The following is a 16,442-nucleotide window of genomic DNA, read 5'->3' on the forward strand; positions in this document are numbered from 1 at the left end:
GGGACGCCGCACCGACGCGGCCGCCGCTGAAATGACGCGGCAACGAAACTGCAATAAGATTGCCCCATGAACTCCGCCACCCGCCGCTTCCCCGCCGACCATTTCATCAACCGCGAACTGTCGCTGCTCGCCTTCAACCGCCGCGTCCTCGCCCAGGTCGCCGATACTCGCGTGCCGCTGCTCGAGCGGCTGCGCTTCCTCTGCATCGTCGCCAGCAACCTCGACGAGTTCTTCGAGATCCGCGTCGCCGGCCTCAAGGAACAGATCAAGATGGGCAGCCACGCCACCGCCGCCGACGGCATGACCGCGCAGGAGACCTTCGCCCACGTCAAGGCCGAGGCCCACGAACTGGTGGCCGAGCAGTACCAGCTGCTCAACGAGACCATCCTGCCGGCGCTGGAGAAGGAAGGCATCGCCTTCATCCGCCGCGGCCTGTGGACCGAGGAGCAGAGCACCTGGATCCGCGACTACTTCCTCCGCGAGGTGATGCCGGTGCTGACCCCGATCGGCCTCGATCCGGCGCATCCCTTCCCGCGCGTGCTCAACAAGAGCCTCAACTTCGCCGTCGAACTCGAGGGCAAGGACGCCTTCGGCCGCAGCTCGGGCGCGGCCATCGTCCAGGCGCCGCGCGCCCTGCCGCGCGTGATCCACCTGCCCAAGGCGCTGACCGGCGTCGACTACGGCTTCGTCTTCCTTTCCTCGGTGATGCACCAGAACGTGCATGAACTGTTCGCCGGCATGAACGTGCTCGGCTGCTACCAGTTCCGCGTCACCCGCAACTCCGACCTCTTCGTCGACGACGAGGAAGTGAAGAACCTGCGCACCGCGCTGCAGGGCGAACTGCCGCAGCGCCACTTCGGCGACGCCGTGCGCCTCGAGGTCGCCGACAACTGCTCCGAGGTCATGGCCGAATTCCTGCTGCAGCAGTTCGACCTCGGCCGCGACGACCTCTACCGCGTGCCCGGCATCGTCACCCTGATGCGGCTGATGTCGGTGCCCGACCGCGTCGACCGCCCCGACCTCAAGTTCGCCCCCTTCCAGCCCGGGCAGCCGAAGAACGTCTCGCGCCACTACGACATCTTCGCCACCCTGCGCAAGCAGGACATCCTGCTGCACCATCCGTTCCAGTCATTCACCCCGGTGATCGACCTGATCGAGCAGGCCGCCAACGACCCGCAGGTGGTGGCGATCAAGATGACCGTCTATCGCACCGGCACCGACTCCGCCGTCACCGAACACCTGCTGCGCGCCGCGCAGAAGGGCAAGGAGGTGACGACGGTGGTCGAGCTGATGGCGCGCTTCGACGAGGAGGCCAACCTCAACATCGCCGCCCGGCTCGAGGAGGTCGGCGCCCACGTCGTCTATGGCGTGTTCGGCTACAAGACGCACGCCAAGATGCTGATGGTGGTGCGCCGCGAGGACGGCGGCTTCCGCCGTTACGTGCATCTGGGCACCGGCAACTACCACCCGCGCACCACGCGCTTCTACACCGACTTCGGCCTGATGACCAGCGACGAGGAAGTCGGTACCGACGTCAACGAGGTGTTCAAGCAGCTCACCGGCCTGGGCAAGGCCAGCACCCTCAACCACCTGCTGCAGGCGCCCTTCAGCCTGCACTCCGGCATGCTGGCGCTGGTCCGCGCCGAGACCGAAAGCGCCCGCGCCGGCAGGAAGGCCCACATCATCGTCAAGATGAACGCCCTGCTCGAACAGGAGATCATCGAGGCGCTCTACGAGGCGAGCCAGGCCGGCGTCAAGGTCGACCTCGTCATCCGCGGCGTCTGCGCCCTGCGCCCCGGCGTCAAGGGCCTGTCGGAGAACATCCGCGTGCGCTCGGTGATCGGGCGCTTCCTCGAGCACTCGCGCATCTTCTACTTCCACGCCGACGGCGCCGAAAAGCTCTACATGGGCAGCGCCGACTGGATGGAGCGCAACTTCTTCCGCCGCATCGAAGTCTGCTTCCCGGTGCTCGACCCCAAGCTCAAGCGCCGCGTGATCCGCGAGGGCCTCAAGCCCTACATCACCGACAACTGCCAGGCCTGGGAGATGGACGGCGTCGGCCAGTACCGGCGCAAGGTCCCGCGCGCCAACACCTCGCGCGCCTGCGCCCAGGAAGGCCTGCTCGGCGACCTCGGCGAAGGCGGCTAGGCTCCGGCGCGCCGGCTCGCCAGCCAGCCGAGCAGCGACAGCAGCGCAAGGCCGCCGCCGATCATCGCGATGCCCGCGATCTCGAGCGCCCGGAATTCCTCGCCGAGCACCAGCCGCGACGAGACGATGGCGACCACGGGCGTGCCGAGCACCGACAGGCTCGCCTCCCAGGCCGGCACCCGGTCGAGGATGTAGATCCACAGCCACCAGCACAGGGCCGTGCTGACCACGGACATGAAGATCAGGATGCCGACGTAGTGCGGCGTCCAATCGGTCGCGCGCCCCGGCACGATCAGGGCCAGAACGACGAGCGGCACCGCGCCGAGCAGCATCTGCCAGGCGGTCAGCGAAAACAGGTCGATGGCTTGCGTCGAGCGCAGGCGCTTGACCAGGACGGTGCCGATCGCCCAGCACAGGGCCGCCGTCACGCCGAGAAACTTGCTGAACAGGCTGCTATGCATGTCCCAGGGCTCGATGATCAGCACCAGCCCGCCGAGCGTGCTGATCGCCGCCAGCCACTGGCCGCCGCGGATGCGTTCGCCGAGGATCAGCCATGCCATGATCAGCGTCCACATCGGCATGGTGAAAATCAGAACGGCCGTCTTGCCCGGCCCGCCCTCGACCAGGGCCCAGGTCGAGAAGACCATGAAGCCGGTCACCTGGGCCAGGCCGATGGCGAGCGTCGGACCCGGCGCCGGTAGCGCCAGGGGCCGGCCCATGGCCTTGAGCACGAGGAACAAGGCGATCGCGCCGCCGACGCTGCGCTCCGCGGCGAAGGCGAACGGCGGCGAATAGGCGAGGCCCTGCTTGGCCAGGATCCAGGTGTAGCCCCAGGTCAGCGAAAGCACGACAAGGGCGAGCACCGGCAACCAGGGCCGCAGGCGGGAGGCGGCGGACGGCGTCGCGGCGTCAGGCAGGGAGGAACTCCTCCCAGCGGCCGGCCTTGCCGAGCGTGGCCACGTCGGCGAGCGGCAGCGGCTGGTAGCCCGGCAGGGACGCGAGGCGCTGGCGGAAGGTGCGGCCCGCGATGCGTCGCAGGAAGGTCCGCATGGCCTCGCCATCGAGCGCCGCATGGCGCAGCGCGAAGCCGTAGCGCTCGTCCGCCAGCGGCACGAAATCGAGGTCGTAGCGCGCGGCCGCCGCCCGGATGCCGAAGCCGGCGTCGGCCGAGCCGCCGGCGACCGTGGCCGCGACCGCGTCGTGGGTGAATTCCTCGTGGGCGTAGCCATCGATGGCGGCGGCGTCGATGCCGTTGGCGGCGAGCAGCTGGTCGATCAGATGGCGCGTGCCCGAGCCGCGCTGGCGGTTCACCATGCGCGCGCCGCGCGCCGCCACGTCGGCCAGCGAAGCCAGCCGCAGCGAATTGCCACGCGCGACGATGAGGCCCTGCTGCCGCCGCATCACCGGCAGGCAGAGGTGCAACTTCGGCTTGAGCCAGCGGCCGAGCCAGCCAGCGAGCTGCCGCCGCGTCCATGTCTCGGGCACGTGGAAGCCGGCGACGTCGCATTCGCCGCGGCCGAGCGCGGCAAGCGCCTCCTCGCTGCCGTGCCAGGAAATGTCGACCGGCAGCCGCCGCCCGTGCTCGGCCCAGTCGGCCAGCGCGAGATCGTGGCTGGCGAAGAGCTTGAGGCGTTCCGTCCCGCCACCCTGCAATGCCGGCGCGACGAGATCGCGCATGCGCGTTTCCCACACCGCATGCACCTCGCCGAGCGCGAGGCGGGCGGCGCCGTCCATCTCCACCAGCGATTCGCCCAGCGGCGTCAGCCGGGTGCCGCGGCCGCGCTCCATCACCACCAGGTCGAGGCCGAAGCGCTCCTGGCAATGCCGCAGCAGCCCCCAGGCCGCACGATAGGACATGTCGGCCGCCGCGGCCGCCTTGCCGAGCGCGGCCGTCTCGAGCAGTGCCGTCAGCAGCGCCAGCAGGCGGCGCGTGTCGAGGTCGTTCAGCGCGATGCCGAAGTCCCAGGTCCAGCGCAGGCTCGGCGTCGGCGCCGGCGCGGCGCGGGTCTTGGTAGTTGTTGCAGGTTTCGACATATTCGGATTCCTTGGCCGCTACTTTACCCTCTCGCTACCCAACAACCCACGGGAGCGAGCCACATGAAAAGCATCGACAAGATCCGCCGCCACCTGATCGCCGCCACTGCCACCGCCGCCCTGTTGTCCGCGGGCGCCCAGGCGCAGGAGCGCTTCATCACCGTCGCCTCGACGACCTCCACCGAACAGTCCGGCCTGTTCGGCCACCTGCTGCCGGCCTTCGAGAAGGCGGCGGGCATCAAGGTGCGCGTCGTCGCCCTCGGCACCGGCCAGGCGCTCGACCTGGCGCGCCGCGGCGATGCCGACGTGGTCTTCGTGCACGACAAGGTCGCCGAGGAGAAATTCGTCGCCGACGGCTGGGGCATCAAGCGCCAGGAAGTCATGTACAACGACTTCATCCTCGTCGGGCCCAGGGCCGATCCGGCCAAGGCGGCCGGCAAGGACATCCTCGAGGGCCTGCACAAGATCGAGGCCGCGAAGGCGCCCTTCGTCTCGCGCGGCGACAAGAGCGGCACCCACGCCGCCGAGCTGCGCTACTGGAAGGCCGCCGGCGTCGACCTCGACGCCAGGAAGGGCCCCTGGTACCGCGACACCGGCTCTGGCATGGGCCCGGCGCTCAACACGGCGGCCTCGATGAACGCCTACATCCTCGCCGACCGCGGCACCTGGCTCAATTTCAAGAACCGCGGCGAGCTCGGCATCGTCGTCGAAGGCGACACGCGGCTTTTCAACCAGTACGGCGTGATCCTGGTCAATCCGGCGAAGCACGCCCACGTCAAGCAGGCCGACGGCCAGAAGTTCATCGACTGGCTCGTTTCGCCGGCGGGCCAGAAGGCCATCGCCGACTACAAGATCGGCGGCGAGCAGCTGTTCTTCCCGAATGCGACCAAGTAAGACGGCATGAACGAGATCTCGGCGAGCCTCGGGCTCGCCGGCGAACTGATCGCGGCCGGCGACGCCAGGCTCGCCGCGATCGTGGGCCTGAGCCTGCGCGTGAGCCTGACGGCGACGCTGCTCTCCTGCGTGCTCGGCATGCCGCTCGGCGCCCTGCTCTCGGTCGGGCGTTTCCCCGGCCGGCGCACGCTGATCGTGCTGACCAACGGCTTCATGGGCCTGCCGCCGGTCGTGGTCGGCCTCATCGTCTACCTGCTGCTGTCACGCGCCGGCCCGCTCGGATCCTTCGGCCTGCTGTTCACGCCGGCCGCGATGATCGTCGCCCAGACCGTGCTGATCACGCCCATCATCGCCGCGCTGACGCGCCAGGTGATCGAGGACGAGTGGCGCGAATACCGCGAGCAGCTGCGCAGCCTCGGCGCGCGGCGGGTGCGCGTGGCCCGCACCCTGCTGTGGAACGCCCGCTTCTCGCTCACCACCGCCGCGCTGGCCGGCTTCGGCCGCGCCATCGCCGAGGTCGGCGCCGTGATGATCGTCGGCGGCAACATCGACGGCGTCACCCGCGTCATGACCACGACCATCGCGCTCGAAACGAGCAAGGGCGACCTGCCGCTGGCGCTGGCGCTCGGCGCGATACTCATCGGCGTGGTGCTCGCGATCAACACCGGCGCCTACCTGTTCAAGCAGTGGGCGGAAAGGCGGTGGGGGTGATGGGCGGCTGGCTGCAGCTCGAGAACCTCGGCCTCACCGAGGGCGGCGTGCGCATCGTCGCCGACGTCACGCTGGAAATCGGCGCCGGCAGGACGGCGATCCTCGGCCCCAACGGCGCCGGCAAGAGCACGCTGCTGCGGCTGATGCACGGGCTCCTGAAGCCGAGCGCCGGGCGCGTCGCCTGGCCGCAGCCGCTGAGCCAGGGCATGGTGTTCCAGCGGCCGGTGATGCTGCGCAGCTCGGCGCTTGCCAACATCGAATACGGCCTCGCCCTGCGCGGTCACGCGCCGGACGAACGCCGCCGGCGCGCGCAAGCCGCGCTCGAGCGCGTCGGCCTGCCCGAGTTGGCCGGGCGCCAGGCCAAGCGCCTGTCCGGCGGCGAGCAGCAGCGCGTGGCGCTGGCCCGCGCCTGGGCGCTGGAACCGCAGGTGCTGTTCCTCGACGAGCCGACCGCCAGCCTCGACCCGCTGAGCAGCCGGGAAGTCGAGCGCATCGTCGGCGAGATCGCCGCCGCCGGCACGAAGATCGTGATGACCACGCACAACCTCGGCCAGGCCCGCCGCATGGCCGACGAGATCGTGTTCATCGAGGGCGGCCGCCTGCTCGAGCAGACGCCGGCCGCCGAATTCTTCCGCCAGCCGCGCACCGATGCGGCACGCGAATTCATCCGCGAGGAAATCGGCTGAGTTGCGGCGGCGCCTCTCTCAGTAGGGCGGCAAGGCGCGCCGGAAGCCATGCGCCAGCACGAGGACGATGAATCCGGCGTTGCGCAGCAGCAGGCCGGCGAGCGGCAAGCCGATATTGCCGCCGGCTGCCGAGCTGCCGGCGGCCTGCTCTGCCCTGAGGGCCAGTTGCTCCATCCAGCGCACAGTTCGCGGCCATTCGGCGAGATCGTCGAGCCATTTCGCGGGAATGCCCGCCTTGCCCGTGCCGGCGCCGATGATGCCGCCCAGCATCGCCGCCGTCGTATCCGTGTCGCCGCCGCAGCGGATGATCGCCTTCAAGGCGCGAGCGAAATCAGGCGAACTGGAGTGCCAGGCATGCAGCACCGCGGGAACGCTCTGATAGACATAGCCTGACACCCCGCCCGCACCGCCGATCCGCCGCACGAATTCCTCCGTCGGCTCCCCGCTGGCGACGCTGTCCCGAACGCGCAGCGCGAGGCCGACCAGTTCCCTCCCCGCCGCGTCGTGTTCCGCGAGCAGTCGCTCGAGGTCGGCGACGAAGGCCTCGAACGGCCGTCCCTGCATGGAGCAGCGCGCCGCCAGGGCGATTGCGAGGGCGCCGCATTCGGCTTTCGGGTCGGTATGCGTCAGGCGGGTGCTGGCACGCACCAGACGCAGCAATCGCGGCTCGTCGCCGGCGCAGCAGACGCCCAGGATTGCGCTGCGCATCGCCGGCGCGTTGCCGGCGGAATGGACGCCCCGAAACCGTTCCGGCACGAACAGCCAGAGCTTGACGATGCCGCGCAGCGTGGCGAGCCCGATGCCCGCGGGCAGGCCGAGCAGCCACCAGCGCAGGCGCCAGGCGAAATCCCGCACGAATGCGATGTCGTCGCCGCCCGATGCCACGATCGCTTGGGCGACCATGCAGGCGTGCTCGGTGTCGTCGGAACAGAGGCCCTTGCCGAACAGCAGGTGGTAGCCGTCGAGCGACGGGAACATGCGCCGCTGGCGGCGCGCGGAAAGGCCTTCGCAGGCCAGGCCGAGCGCATCCCCGACGGCCGTGCCGAGGAGGCAGCCGACGGCCGCCCTCTCAGGCGCGATCGCCATCCCGCACCACCCGCAAGTCGGCCAGCGCCGCGGAAACGGCCGTCCCAAGGGACTCGGCATCGGGGATCCTCGCCAGCTCGAAGCTGAGGAAGACGCCTTCGCCGAGGTCCTCGGGGGGCTGCACCAGCAGGAACACCGTGCCATAGCCGAGCCGGCGCTCGAGCGCACCTTGCTGCACCTTGAACGCCGCCAGGCGCTCGAGGTCGACGGAAAGCGGCCGCTGCCAGCGGGCTGCGGAAACGATGCGCCGGTCCGTCACGAGAATCGCCGGCGAGTGGACCATGTGCGCGGCGTAGCCGCCGACCAGCGGCAGCGCCGGCAGGACGCCGAGCCGGATGAATCCCGGCTCGACCACGGCGGAGAAAGCCGCCAGGGCGACGAAGATCGTGCCCAGGGTCAGGAGCATGCGCAGCGGCACGGCGCGCGGCCGCACCAGGTGACGCACGCTTTCGCCCGGCGCCAGCAGCCTTGCCGCATGTGCCGGCACCTTCCTGGCCATGGCTTGCGCTGACATGCGCCTCTCCCAGGTTCGTGCGGCGCTTCCGTCGCGCCGAATCGATTCGATTCTAGGCGAATCATCCTCCCGCGTGGTCGGTACGGACGTATTCATGGACAATGCGTGACCGCCATGCGCTTCCTCCGCCATCTCCCGTCCTGCCTCATCGCGCTGTGCGTCGCGCCGGCCGGTGCCACAAGCAACGATCCGGACACCTGGTCGTCCGCCTGGCAACGCCATCTCGCGCCGCGCTGGGTCGCCGAACGCGACGGTGCGGCCGGCGCCGACAGGCTCTTCGTCATCGTCTGCGATCCGCAGCAGCCGGACAGCACTATACGCAGCATGGCGCAGCTGGCCGCGCTGCGGGAAGACTACCGCCGCAGCCCCCAGGCCTGGGAGGACGGCGATCGCAGCCGTTACACCTGCATTGCGGCGAATTCCTTCCGCCTCGAGGCGCCAGCGGGGCGGGCGGGACCGCCGCCGGCCGGCGAGGACGAGCTCGGCATCCGCGAAGGCTGGTACCGGATCGTCAGGCAGGACGCCGACGCGCAAATCGTGGCGCTGCGCTACCGCGACCTCGGAACGGGCATCTACGATTCCTCGTTCGTGTACGAAGTACGCAAGGACCGGGTGATCCCGCTGGAAAGCTGGGTCGTCGGCCGTGGGCTCATGCAGCTGCTGACCGGCGCGGCGATCGGCGTGCTGCTGCTCCTGCTGACCGCCGCTGCGGCCTACGGCCTGTTCCGCCGCACGAGATCCCGCCGCGCGCGGGACTGAGAGCAGCCCGGCTGCGCCGTCGCGTCCGCGGCGTCAGAACTCTTCGAACGTCGACCGTTGGGGCGCGGTGAACTCGACCAGGACGACATGGCCATCCGCCACCGCGCAGGTCAGGCTGTCGCGGAGGGTATCGCGCGCGTCGAGGTCCTTGCAGGCGCAGTAGGCCTCATAGTCGTACTCGTATTCGATGCGCAGCTCCCGATCGCCGCGATTGGCGCCGACGACGCGCACGGCCTCGACCGTGGCCCGCGCGTAGGCCCACGACAGGTCGATGGCGAAGGCGTCCCGCAGCTTGTCGATGTGCGCGTTGAGGTAGGCGACCAGGGCGTCGCCGTCGATGTGGGCGGGGAGCGGAAGCGCGATGTCGGACACGGCAGCCTCAGGGATTCTCGGGCACGTGGGCGCGCTCGCGCGCTGGCGTCATCAGCGTCGCGATCGAGTCCGGCCCGGCGGCGAACGCATGCTCCTGGCCCTGCTTGATCGCATGCCAGAAGACGAGTGCCGCCTCCTTCACCTCCGCGACATGCGCCAGGTCGTCGGGCCGGCCCATCGGCCCTTCGTGCGTCGACGGCACCAGCGCATGCTCGAGCTTGTCGTGGTCCAGCCAGTCGTTCAGCGGCTCGAGCGTAGCGCCGTCCTCGACCAGCCAGCGCATGTAGTTGGTGAGCATGTCGGCCATGCGCTCGGTCTCCCACGGCACGGCCTTGCCGGTCTCGAGCGCGTTGATCTGCCGCGCCAGCTCGAAGTGATGCGCCTTGAGGTCGGTGTCGAGGCCGAAATGGCCCCGGGTGATCTCGCCCGCCAGCGGTTCCGTCCATTGGCGATGGAAGCGGCACATGCCGAGGTTGTCGCTGACCAGTTCGTAGACCATGCGCTCGACGTTGCGCCGCCCGACTTCTTCGGGCGGCAGCACGTTGGGGCCGTAGAAGACGTAGTACTTGCCCATCAGCGGCATCGGGCTGCCCATGCCGGGCACGAAATACTGGTTCGGCACCATGCAGCCGTCCGTTCCGCTCGCGAGGTAGACGGCGCGCTCGCCGGGGCGGGTATCCGGATGCTGCCGATTGAGCTCGCGCGCCGCCGCGCGGATGCCGCCGCGGAAGGCCGCGGCGCGCGGATCGGCGAGGATGGCGTCGATCAGCGCCATGGCGTAGCGGGCATTGAGCATGCTGTCGCCGACCAACTCGAACTCGCCGCGCTCGGCCGTGAAGCGTTCGAAGCGCAGCGCCTCGCGCGGCGGGAAGCCGAAGTCGGCGGGTTCGATCAGCCGGTCGGCCACGCATTCCATGATCCAGGCCAGCATGCCGCCGATCTGGATCGCGTCGAAGCCCAGCGCGTCGGCGTGATCGTTGAGCAGCTCGGCCGCGCGCTGGTCGAAGACGCCGACCTGGGGGCCGAGCGTGTGATAGGGCTCGTAGTCCTTCTTGTACTTGCCGTTCATCTTCTTGCAGGCCACCGAGCAGGGCTCGCCGCAGTGCTCGAACTTCTTGTGGGCGATGGTCTCCTCGTTGAACTGCCTGAGGTAGTGATCGACGATGAAGGATTGGTGCTGTTTCAGGCGCTCCGCCTTGGGCGCGTACATTGAGCGGTAGTTGAAGCTCAGGATCTTGCTGCCCATCGAATGGTAGTTCGAGCCGAAGGTGCCGCCGGTGCCGGTCTTCGGGTCGAGCGCGTACTTGGCCGTCACCGCCTTGTCGATCTTGACCGCCCGGTCGCCGAAGTGCTCGACGAAGTAGGGATCGAAGTCCTTGATGGTCGTCTTGTGCGGCTCTTCCCAGTTGCCGCCGAAGATGCAGCCGACGATGTTGTGCTGCTGCAGCAGGCGGCTGCCCATGCCGCCGCGGCCGCACCAGTCGGCGACGGGGTTGAGGCCGCCCTTCTCCACGGGGTTCGAGCCTATGGTGCCTTCGGGCGTCACGGCGCTGACCGGCCCGACGACGAAGGAGCGCACCCGCTTGGCCGGATATTCGCCGCCCCAACGGTCGAACAGCGCCTGCTGCAGGGCGAAGACGCCGAGCAGTTCGCTGCCGTCCGGGGCCTTGTAGCCCTGCCAGATCGCCTCGAAATCGTCGATCGGCTCGAGGCGCGCGCGCGGCCCGTCGCCGTCGTTGTTGAGCAGCAGGATGCTCGGCCGCTCGGCGCGCCCGGCGAGGCGCACGTAGTTGACGCCGACGTGCTTGAAGGCGAAGGCCGCCCCGCCCATCGAGGAGATGTAGAAGGTCTCCCACAGGGGGCTGTAGCCGCAGAACACCAGCCGCCGTGCACCGTGGATCGGCGAAGTGGCGAGCATGCCCTCGCCGAAGGTGAAGACGCCGCGATCCTCCTTGTAGGCGTACCAGCCGTGGTCGACCGGGCCGAGGATGCCGGCGTCGGGGGCGATGTCGTGCACGGCGTAGCCGAAGGGATGCAGGTCGATGCGCAGTTCGTTTTGCTTCAAAGAACCCATGATGAACGGTTTGCGTGGTGAGCCTCGAGGGGCGCCGATTTTACGCCCGATGGCCGTCGGCGCCTGACAGCAAACTGAAAGGGTCGATGCCGCTGCCGCCTGTCGTGGCGGCCTCGCCGGCACGCCTGCCGTATCATTGGCGCACCCGATCAACCGGACTCTCCCCATGAGCAAGCTCTTCGGCTTCGGCGAAGCCATCCCCGGCTACGACGTTCCGGTCCTCAACGAGCGCGAGGTGCGGGCGGCGGCCGGCATCCTGTTCCTCTTCGCCCTCGTTTCCTTCCTGAACTCCTGGCTGATGGGCAACTTCCGCCTGACGCGGATATTCGTCATCGCCTTCCTCATCGACTTCACCATCCGCATCTTCATCAACCCGAAGTACTCGCCGAGCATGATCTTCGGCCGCCTCGCCGTGATCAATCAACAGCCGGAGTGGGCCGGCGCGCCGCAGAAGCGCTTCGCCTGGGCCGTCGGCTGGACGCTGGCAGTCGTGATGTTCTACCTGATCGTGATCGAGAACGTGGTCGGCCCGATCAACCTGTTCGTCTGCCTCGCCTGCCTGACGCTGCTGTTCTTCGAGAGCGCCTTCGGCATCTGCCTCGCCTGCAAGATCTACAACCTGCTGCCGTCGCGGCAGGCGCAGCACTGCCCCGGCGGCGTCTGCGAGGTCTTCGTCCGCCATGAGAGCCAGAAGATCGGACCGATCCATGCCGCGATCGTCGTCGCCTTCCTCGGCACCCTGGCCCTGGTCGCCGGGCGCTGGTTTCCGCCGCTCGAAGCGGTGCCCATGGCCGTCGCCCCCACGACAGCCGCCCCCACCGACCCGAAATGCACGCCGCCCGACTGGGCCGTGAAGATCGGCCACGCCGAGATGTGGAAACTGCACAACAACTGCAAATAGGAAAACCGATGACGACACGACGCCAATTCCTCGCCGCCGCGGCACTGGCCGCATCCGCCCTGACGCTCGCCGCCGGCCCGGCGCTCGCCGCCCCGCCGGTGGTGGAAATCGTCGCCATGGGGCATCCGCCGGTGAAGGCCGCGCTGCAACCCCTGCGCGACTGGCTGGCCGCGCAGGGCAGCAAGCTCCGCGTGGCGGAAATCGACATCGAGGGTGCGGAAGGCGCGAAGCGCATGCAGGCCGCCGGCCTCTCGGGCCACATTCCCGTGCTGATCCTGATCGACGGCAAGCACGCCTTCCGCCGCAAGGACGGCAGTCAGGTCGCCTTCGTCAATTTCCCCAACACGCCCGACACGCCGGCCGGCGCGCGCGGCAACTGGACGACCGCCGACGTGCAGGCCGTCGTGGCCGACCGCATCAAGGGCAAATGAGCGGCGGCGCCGTCCCGCCGGCGCCGAGTTTTTCGGGGAAAACCGAACGGTTTTCCTGAGCGACGTCTACATCGCCCGAGAAAGATAGGAGCCCAAGCGCATATCGGCAGTGAAGATATGCTCCGTCAGCCAGCGCTCCAGAAATTCGATATGTTCGTCCGCCACGGGCTTGTCCCCCTGAAGGATCTCCCGCTTCAGTTCCTCGGCGCTCTTGATCAATTCCCGGTGCTCCGCCTTGTGTTCTTCAATTCCGGGATAGCGATGCTTCAGCATCAACCGCTCCTCGTGGCTGAAGTGCCAGACCGTGCAATTGATCAGCTCTTCCAATGTCGCCGCAAGATAATCCGGGGATTCCCCTTCCATGACTGCATGATTGAGGATATTGAAAATATTCACCAGCTTGCGGTGATCTTCATCGATCTCGCCGACCCCGACGCTCAGTATCTCGCTCCAAACTATATCTTTCACAACGCTTCTCCTGCCTGGAATGACAAACCCCGGGAGGGGGCTGAAAAACATGGGCCGCCCCGGCTTCGGAAGACATCTTCGAGCCGGTGAAAATGCCGATGTTCGAACTGTACCGGAAGAACGTCGTCCGCATGATCCGCCGATGTTTCGAATCGCGTGCGCGACGAGCCCGGTTGATTGCACAACGTTCCCGGCCGCCTACCAGATGCCGGGGAGGAGGCGGTAACGCACCGCGGCGACATAGCGCGACCATCCCTCATCCAGGGCGAGCATCCGCTCTTCGGCACGGATGCGGAAGAACAGGGATGCCCAGCCCGCAACCACCAGAAGCAATGTCACGACGTTGTATTCGAGGAGGTTGTAACCGACGTCCGCGAACAGGTAGCCCAGATACATCGGGTGGCGCACGAGCCGGTAGGGGCCCCGTGTCTCCAGGCCCCGCAAGGCAGGCCAGACCCCGAACCACCTGCCCAGGCTGAGGAGGCTGGCGAAGCTCAGACACGCCCCGAGCACGACGAGCGCCAGCCCGACATCGGGCCACGCCTCGTTGCCGGGCTCCCACCGGAGATACATCACCTGGGCATAGGGGTAGGCGTATGCCACAAGCACCGCGATACCGGAAAGAAACGAGCGATCCAGCGCCTCCGGCGGGCGCCGCGTGAAGGCGATCCACAGGACCAGCAGATGGCCCGAGACGTAAATCCAGTCCTGGATCGCGAAGGTGGGCGTCAGGAAAACGAGCAGAACCAGTTCCACCGCCGTGAAGGCGAACAGGAACAAGTCGCCGAACCTCCTCCGGCTCATTCCTGGGGCGTGCATCCTCATCTTGGATTGATCCATCGCTTCCATCGACTCGTTCGACACCCGGTCCGATGATCCGCTGCGAACAGGGAGACCGCGGCGGATGGATTATGCCCCCTGTTCAGCGCGCGCCGTTCGCGAGCAGGCCGATTTCAGCCGGCGGTGGCCGGCGGCCAGACGACAATATGGCAAACTGGCCGAACCTTAACGAGACAGCTTCGCTTGCGCAGACTTGGCCGACAACCGTCACTTCTATCGGGAGCTTCCCGCCCTCGCATCGTTCGCCGCAGCGGTGGAAATCCTGCAGCACACGCCGCTGCCCGAAGACTGGTGGATCGTGATCGCCGACGTTGTCGGCTCCACGCAGGCCATTGCGGCGGGCAATTACAAAAGCGTCAACACCGTCGGGGTGGCCTGCATCGCCGCCGTATTGAACGTCGACCGGGCCATCGACATGCCTTTCGTCTTCGGCGGCGACGGCGCGACCCTCGCTGTGCCGGACGGTCTCGTCGAACGCGTCAAGCCGGCGCTGCGGGGAACGCAGGAACTCGCCCGCGCCGCCTTCGGACTGGAACTGCGCGTCGGCCTGGTGAAAGTCGGCGACCTGAAGCGGCAGGATTTCTGGGTCAATGTCGCCAAGGTGCGCCTTTCGCCGCACCTGACCCAGGCGACCTTCTCCGGGCGCGGCTGGAACGAGGCGGAACGGCGGGTCAAGGCCATGGATGGCCGCGACGTCGTGCGGATCCGCGAAGACGACGGCCCCGCCGATGCAAGTTTCGAAGGCTTCGAATGCCGCTGGAAGGCGGTGCCGCATTTCAACGGGCACAAACTGTCCCTGCTGGTGGCGGCGATGTCGGACGACCCGCATGCCAACCTGAAGACCTACCAGGCCGTCGCCAGCCGGATCCAGGCGATCTACGGCGAAGTCGCCGATTACCACCCCTTGCGGCCGGCGCGCTTGCACATGTCGCTGAACCCCGCCACGCTCGTCGCCGAATGGAAAGTTCACACCGTGGGCGACGGCCCTTGGCGGCGTTTGCGCCACTTCGCCCGGCTGCTGTTCCTGAACCTCGCCGGAATGGTCATGTTCGCCGCGAACATCGACACGAAAGCCATACGCTGGTCGCACTACCGCGAGGAACTCGTCGATAACACCGATTTCAGGAAGTTCGACGGCATGCTGCGCATGGTGATCGACGGCAGCGACGCCCAGGCGGCCGAACTCGAGCGCTACCTGGAAGCCGAATATCGCGCGGGCCGCCTCGCCTACGGCATGTTCAAGTCGCGCGAAGCGCTGGTCACCTGCCTGGTGCAATCACACAGCGGCAACCACATCCACTTCGTGGACGGCAGCGACGGCGGCTACGCGCTGGCGGCCCGGAGCCTCAAGAAACAGCTGGAACGGCTGAAGGCAGACCGCGCCTAGACGCCGATCCAGCCGCGCTTCGCGGCATGGAAGGCGAGGATGCCGAACACTACCGCGATGCCGACGTTCCACACGGCGAGCGCCGCGGTCGCCAGCACCACGAAGCGCTCGATCTTCTCGCCCCCGACATCCTTGCTCGCCAGCGCGAGCTGCACCCCGGCGAGGAACAGGATCACGCCGAGCACCGCGGGCGGGAAGAGGCGGAAGATCAGCGCGACCGAATCGGCGAGCAGCAGGCCCATCGCCAGCAGCAGCGCGCCGAGCATCACCGTGGCGCCGCCCGTGCGCGCGCCGAACTGCACGTGGCCGGCCATGCCGCCGGCGCCGTGGCACATGGGGATGCCGCCGATGGCGCTCGACCACAGGTTCATCAGTCCCGTGGAGAACGCTACGCGTCGCTCGGTCACCGGGCGGTCGGGAAACAGGCGGTTGTTCTCCTCGGTGATGGCGATCAGCGCGTTGCCGAAGGTCAAGGGCAGCTGCGGCAGCGCGAGGAAGATCGCGCCGATCCACAGGTCGTCCAGCGTCAGCCCCGGCCAGGCGAAGGACGGCAGGCGCGGCGCGACGCGGATCGCGGACAGCTCGGACAGCAGCGCCGGCTGTTCGAGCACGGCGACGAGCCCGCCGACGACCAGCAGAACCAGCATCGCCGGGATACGCGAGCGCGCCAGCAGCACCAGCGTCGCCGCCAGCAGCGCGGCGCCGAGCCAGGGCGATTGGGCCATCATGCGGGTGCCTTCGAGCATGAAGCTGAAACCGAGGCCCATGACCACGCCGAGCAGCGCCGCCTTCGGCACCCAGCGCGTCAGCCGCCGCGCCATGCCCGTCGCCGCGAGCAGCAGCCAGATCAGCCCGGTGACGATGCCGGCGCCCATCACCGTCGCGGCGGTCAGCGATGCCAGCGCGCCCGTCTGGGTGATCGCCGCCGCGCCGATGGCCTTCATCGGCTGCACCGGGAAGGGCGTGCGATAGACGAGGCCCACGATGACCATCATCGAGCCGAAGGCCAGCAGGATGCCGGCCGGGTCCATTTTCACCACCGAAATGTAGGCGGCGACGAAGGGGATCAGCGTGCCGAGGTCGCCGAAGGCGCCGGCCAGCTCGGCGAGGTCGTAGCGGTTCTTCGGCGCGGTCATT

The 16,442-nt window shown here is 68.3% G+C and carries 17 protein-coding genes; 8 read left to right on the forward strand and 9 right to left on the reverse strand.

Annotation, left to right across the window (positions count from 1 at the left end):
* Positions 1 to 66: 66 nt before the first annotated feature.
* Positions 67 to 2,148 carry a polyphosphate kinase 1 gene (ppk1, locus tag EJE94_RS12005; RefSeq protein WP_121241799.1) on the forward strand — a complete coding sequence of 694 codons (2,082 nt, stop codon included), beginning with the start codon at positions 67 to 69 and terminating at the stop codon, positions 2,146 to 2,148.
* On the opposite strand, the gene EJE94_RS12010 is transcribed toward ppk1, so the two are convergent.
* Both EJE94_RS12010 and EJE94_RS12015 read right to left on the reverse strand, forming a co-directional pair.
* Positions 2,145 to 3,011 carry a DMT family transporter gene (locus EJE94_RS12010; protein ID WP_165904821.1) on the reverse strand — a complete coding sequence of 289 codons (867 nt, stop codon included), beginning with the start codon at positions 3,009 to 3,011 and terminating at the stop codon, positions 2,145 to 2,147. The genes ppk1 and EJE94_RS12010 overlap by 4 nt on opposite strands.
* 46 nt (positions 3,012 to 3,057) lie before the next feature.
* Complete coding sequence (locus EJE94_RS12015) at positions 3,058 to 4,182, reverse strand: substrate-binding domain-containing protein (protein ID WP_121241803.1); 1,125 nt, start codon at positions 4,180 to 4,182, stop codon at positions 3,058 to 3,060.
* Between the two features lie 63 nt (positions 4,183 to 4,245).
* On the opposite strand from EJE94_RS12015, the gene EJE94_RS12020 reads away from it, so the two are divergent.
* The 3 genes from EJE94_RS12020 to EJE94_RS12030 are packed head-to-tail and all read left to right on the forward strand — an operon-like array spanning position 4,246 to position 6,473.
* The gene (locus tag EJE94_RS12020) at positions 4,246 to 5,076 is read left to right on the forward strand and encodes an ABC transporter substrate-binding protein (RefSeq protein WP_165904824.1); all 831 of its coding nucleotides are present in this window, start codon (positions 4,246 to 4,248) and stop codon (positions 5,074 to 5,076) included.
* A gap of 6 nt (positions 5,077 to 5,082) precedes the next feature.
* Complete coding sequence (locus tag EJE94_RS12025) at positions 5,083 to 5,787, forward strand: ABC transporter permease (protein ID WP_121241805.1); 705 nt, start codon at positions 5,083 to 5,085, stop codon at positions 5,785 to 5,787.
* Entirely contained in the window at positions 5,787 to 6,473 is a 687-nt protein-coding gene (locus EJE94_RS12030; protein ID WP_121241807.1) for an energy-coupling factor ABC transporter ATP-binding protein, read from the forward strand. Before EJE94_RS12025 ends, EJE94_RS12030 begins: the two co-directional genes overlap by 1 nt.
* A gap of 18 nt (positions 6,474 to 6,491) precedes the next feature.
* Here EJE94_RS12030 and EJE94_RS12035 read toward each other — a convergent pair whose 3' ends face one another.
* The gene (locus tag EJE94_RS12035; protein WP_121241809.1) at positions 6,492 to 7,559 is read right to left on the reverse strand and encodes an ADP-ribosylglycohydrolase family protein; all 1,068 of its coding nucleotides are present in this window, start codon (positions 7,557 to 7,559) and stop codon (positions 6,492 to 6,494) included.
* Positions 7,543 to 8,073 (reverse strand): PH domain-containing protein, encoded by a 531-nt coding sequence (locus tag EJE94_RS12040; protein WP_124962459.1) that lies wholly within the window; start codon positions 8,071 to 8,073, stop codon positions 7,543 to 7,545. Before EJE94_RS12040 ends, EJE94_RS12035 begins: the two co-directional genes overlap by 17 nt.
* Positions 8,074 to 8,178: 105 nt before the next feature.
* Here EJE94_RS12040 and EJE94_RS12045 point away from each other — a divergent pair, with 105 nt between their 5' ends.
* The gene (locus tag EJE94_RS12045) at positions 8,179 to 8,832 is read left to right on the forward strand and encodes a hypothetical protein (protein WP_147435837.1); all 654 of its coding nucleotides are present in this window, start codon (positions 8,179 to 8,181) and stop codon (positions 8,830 to 8,832) included.
* Positions 8,833 to 8,865: 33 nt separating this feature from the next.
* Here the strand turns inward: EJE94_RS12045 and EJE94_RS12050 are convergent, their stop codons facing one another.
* The gene (locus EJE94_RS12050) at positions 8,866 to 9,204 is read right to left on the reverse strand and encodes a hypothetical protein (RefSeq protein ID WP_121241816.1); all 339 of its coding nucleotides are present in this window, start codon (positions 9,202 to 9,204) and stop codon (positions 8,866 to 8,868) included.
* A gap of 7 nt (positions 9,205 to 9,211) precedes the next feature.
* Entirely contained in the window at positions 9,212 to 11,278 is a 2,067-nt protein-coding gene (locus tag EJE94_RS12055; RefSeq protein ID WP_165904825.1) for an aldehyde ferredoxin oxidoreductase C-terminal domain-containing protein, read from the reverse strand.
* A 166-nt stretch (positions 11,279 to 11,444) separates the two neighbouring features.
* Here EJE94_RS12055 and EJE94_RS12060 point away from each other — a divergent pair, with 166 nt between their 5' ends.
* On the forward strand, positions 11,445 to 12,179 hold the full coding sequence (locus EJE94_RS12060; RefSeq protein WP_121241820.1) for a DUF4395 domain-containing protein: 735 nt from the start codon (positions 11,445 to 11,447) through the stop codon (positions 12,177 to 12,179).
* A gap of 8 nt (positions 12,180 to 12,187) precedes the next feature.
* Complete coding sequence (locus EJE94_RS12065) at positions 12,188 to 12,610, forward strand: twin-arginine translocation signal domain-containing protein (protein ID WP_165904826.1); 423 nt, start codon at positions 12,188 to 12,190, stop codon at positions 12,608 to 12,610.
* A gap of 66 nt (positions 12,611 to 12,676) precedes the next feature.
* Here EJE94_RS12065 and EJE94_RS12070 read toward each other — a convergent pair whose 3' ends face one another.
* Positions 12,677 to 13,078, reverse strand: a complete 402-nt coding sequence (locus tag EJE94_RS12070; RefSeq protein WP_165904827.1) for a bacteriohemerythrin — start codon at positions 13,076 to 13,078, stop codon at positions 12,677 to 12,679.
* A 198-nt stretch (positions 13,079 to 13,276) separates the two neighbouring features.
* Complete coding sequence (locus EJE94_RS12075) at positions 13,277 to 13,858, reverse strand: methyltransferase family protein (protein WP_165904828.1); 582 nt, start codon at positions 13,856 to 13,858, stop codon at positions 13,277 to 13,279.
* A gap of 253 nt (positions 13,859 to 14,111) precedes the next feature.
* Here EJE94_RS12075 and EJE94_RS12080 point away from each other — a divergent pair, with 253 nt between their 5' ends.
* Positions 14,112 to 15,305 (forward strand): DUF3095 domain-containing protein, encoded by a 1,194-nt coding sequence (locus EJE94_RS12080; RefSeq protein ID WP_121241826.1) that lies wholly within the window; start codon positions 14,112 to 14,114, stop codon positions 15,303 to 15,305.
* On the opposite strand, the gene EJE94_RS12085 is transcribed toward EJE94_RS12080, so the two are convergent.
* Positions 15,302 to 16,441: a putative sulfate/molybdate transporter gene (locus tag EJE94_RS12085; protein ID WP_121241828.1), complete on the reverse strand. Its 1,140-nt coding sequence runs from the start codon at positions 16,439 to 16,441 to the stop codon at positions 15,302 to 15,304. The two genes, EJE94_RS12080 and EJE94_RS12085, sit on opposite strands and share 4 nt — an antisense overlap.
* Position 16,442: the final 1 nt, after the last annotated feature.

This window comes from Sulfurisoma sediminicola (assembly GCF_003865015.1).
In the GTDB taxonomy this organism is placed as follows: domain Bacteria; phylum Pseudomonadota; class Gammaproteobacteria; order Burkholderiales; family Rhodocyclaceae; genus Sulfurisoma; species Sulfurisoma sediminicola.

Bases quoted from the DNA above. Each gene is read 5' to 3' on its own strand.
- ppk1 (WP_121241799.1), top strand. From the start codon at position 67: ATGAACTCCGCCACCCGCCGCTTCCCCGCCGACCATTTCATCAACCGC.
- EJE94_RS12015 (WP_121241803.1), bottom strand. From the start codon at position 4,182: ATGTCGAAACCTGCAACAACTACCAAGACCCGCGCCGCGCCGGCGCCG.
- EJE94_RS12020 (WP_165904824.1), top strand. From the start codon at position 4,246: ATGAAAAGCATCGACAAGATCCGCCGCCACCTGATCGCCGCCACTGCC.
- EJE94_RS12025 (WP_121241805.1), top strand. From the start codon at position 5,083: ATGAACGAGATCTCGGCGAGCCTCGGGCTCGCCGGCGAACTGATCGCG.
- EJE94_RS12030 (WP_121241807.1), top strand. From the start codon at position 5,787: ATGGGCGGCTGGCTGCAGCTCGAGAACCTCGGCCTCACCGAGGGCGGC.
- EJE94_RS12035 (WP_121241809.1), bottom strand. From the start codon at position 7,559: ATGGCGATCGCGCCTGAGAGGGCGGCCGTCGGCTGCCTCCTCGGCACG.
- EJE94_RS12040 (WP_124962459.1), bottom strand. From the start codon at position 8,073: ATGTCAGCGCAAGCCATGGCCAGGAAGGTGCCGGCACATGCGGCAAGG.
- EJE94_RS12055 (WP_165904825.1), bottom strand. From the start codon at position 11,278: ATGGGTTCTTTGAAGCAAAACGAACTGCGCATCGACCTGCATCCCTTC.
- EJE94_RS12060 (WP_121241820.1), top strand. From the start codon at position 11,445: ATGAGCAAGCTCTTCGGCTTCGGCGAAGCCATCCCCGGCTACGACGTT.
- EJE94_RS12065 (WP_165904826.1), top strand. From the start codon at position 12,188: ATGACGACACGACGCCAATTCCTCGCCGCCGCGGCACTGGCCGCATCC.
- EJE94_RS12085 (WP_121241828.1), bottom strand. From the start codon at position 16,441: ATGACCGCGCCGAAGAACCGCTACGACCTCGCCGAGCTGGCCGGCGCC.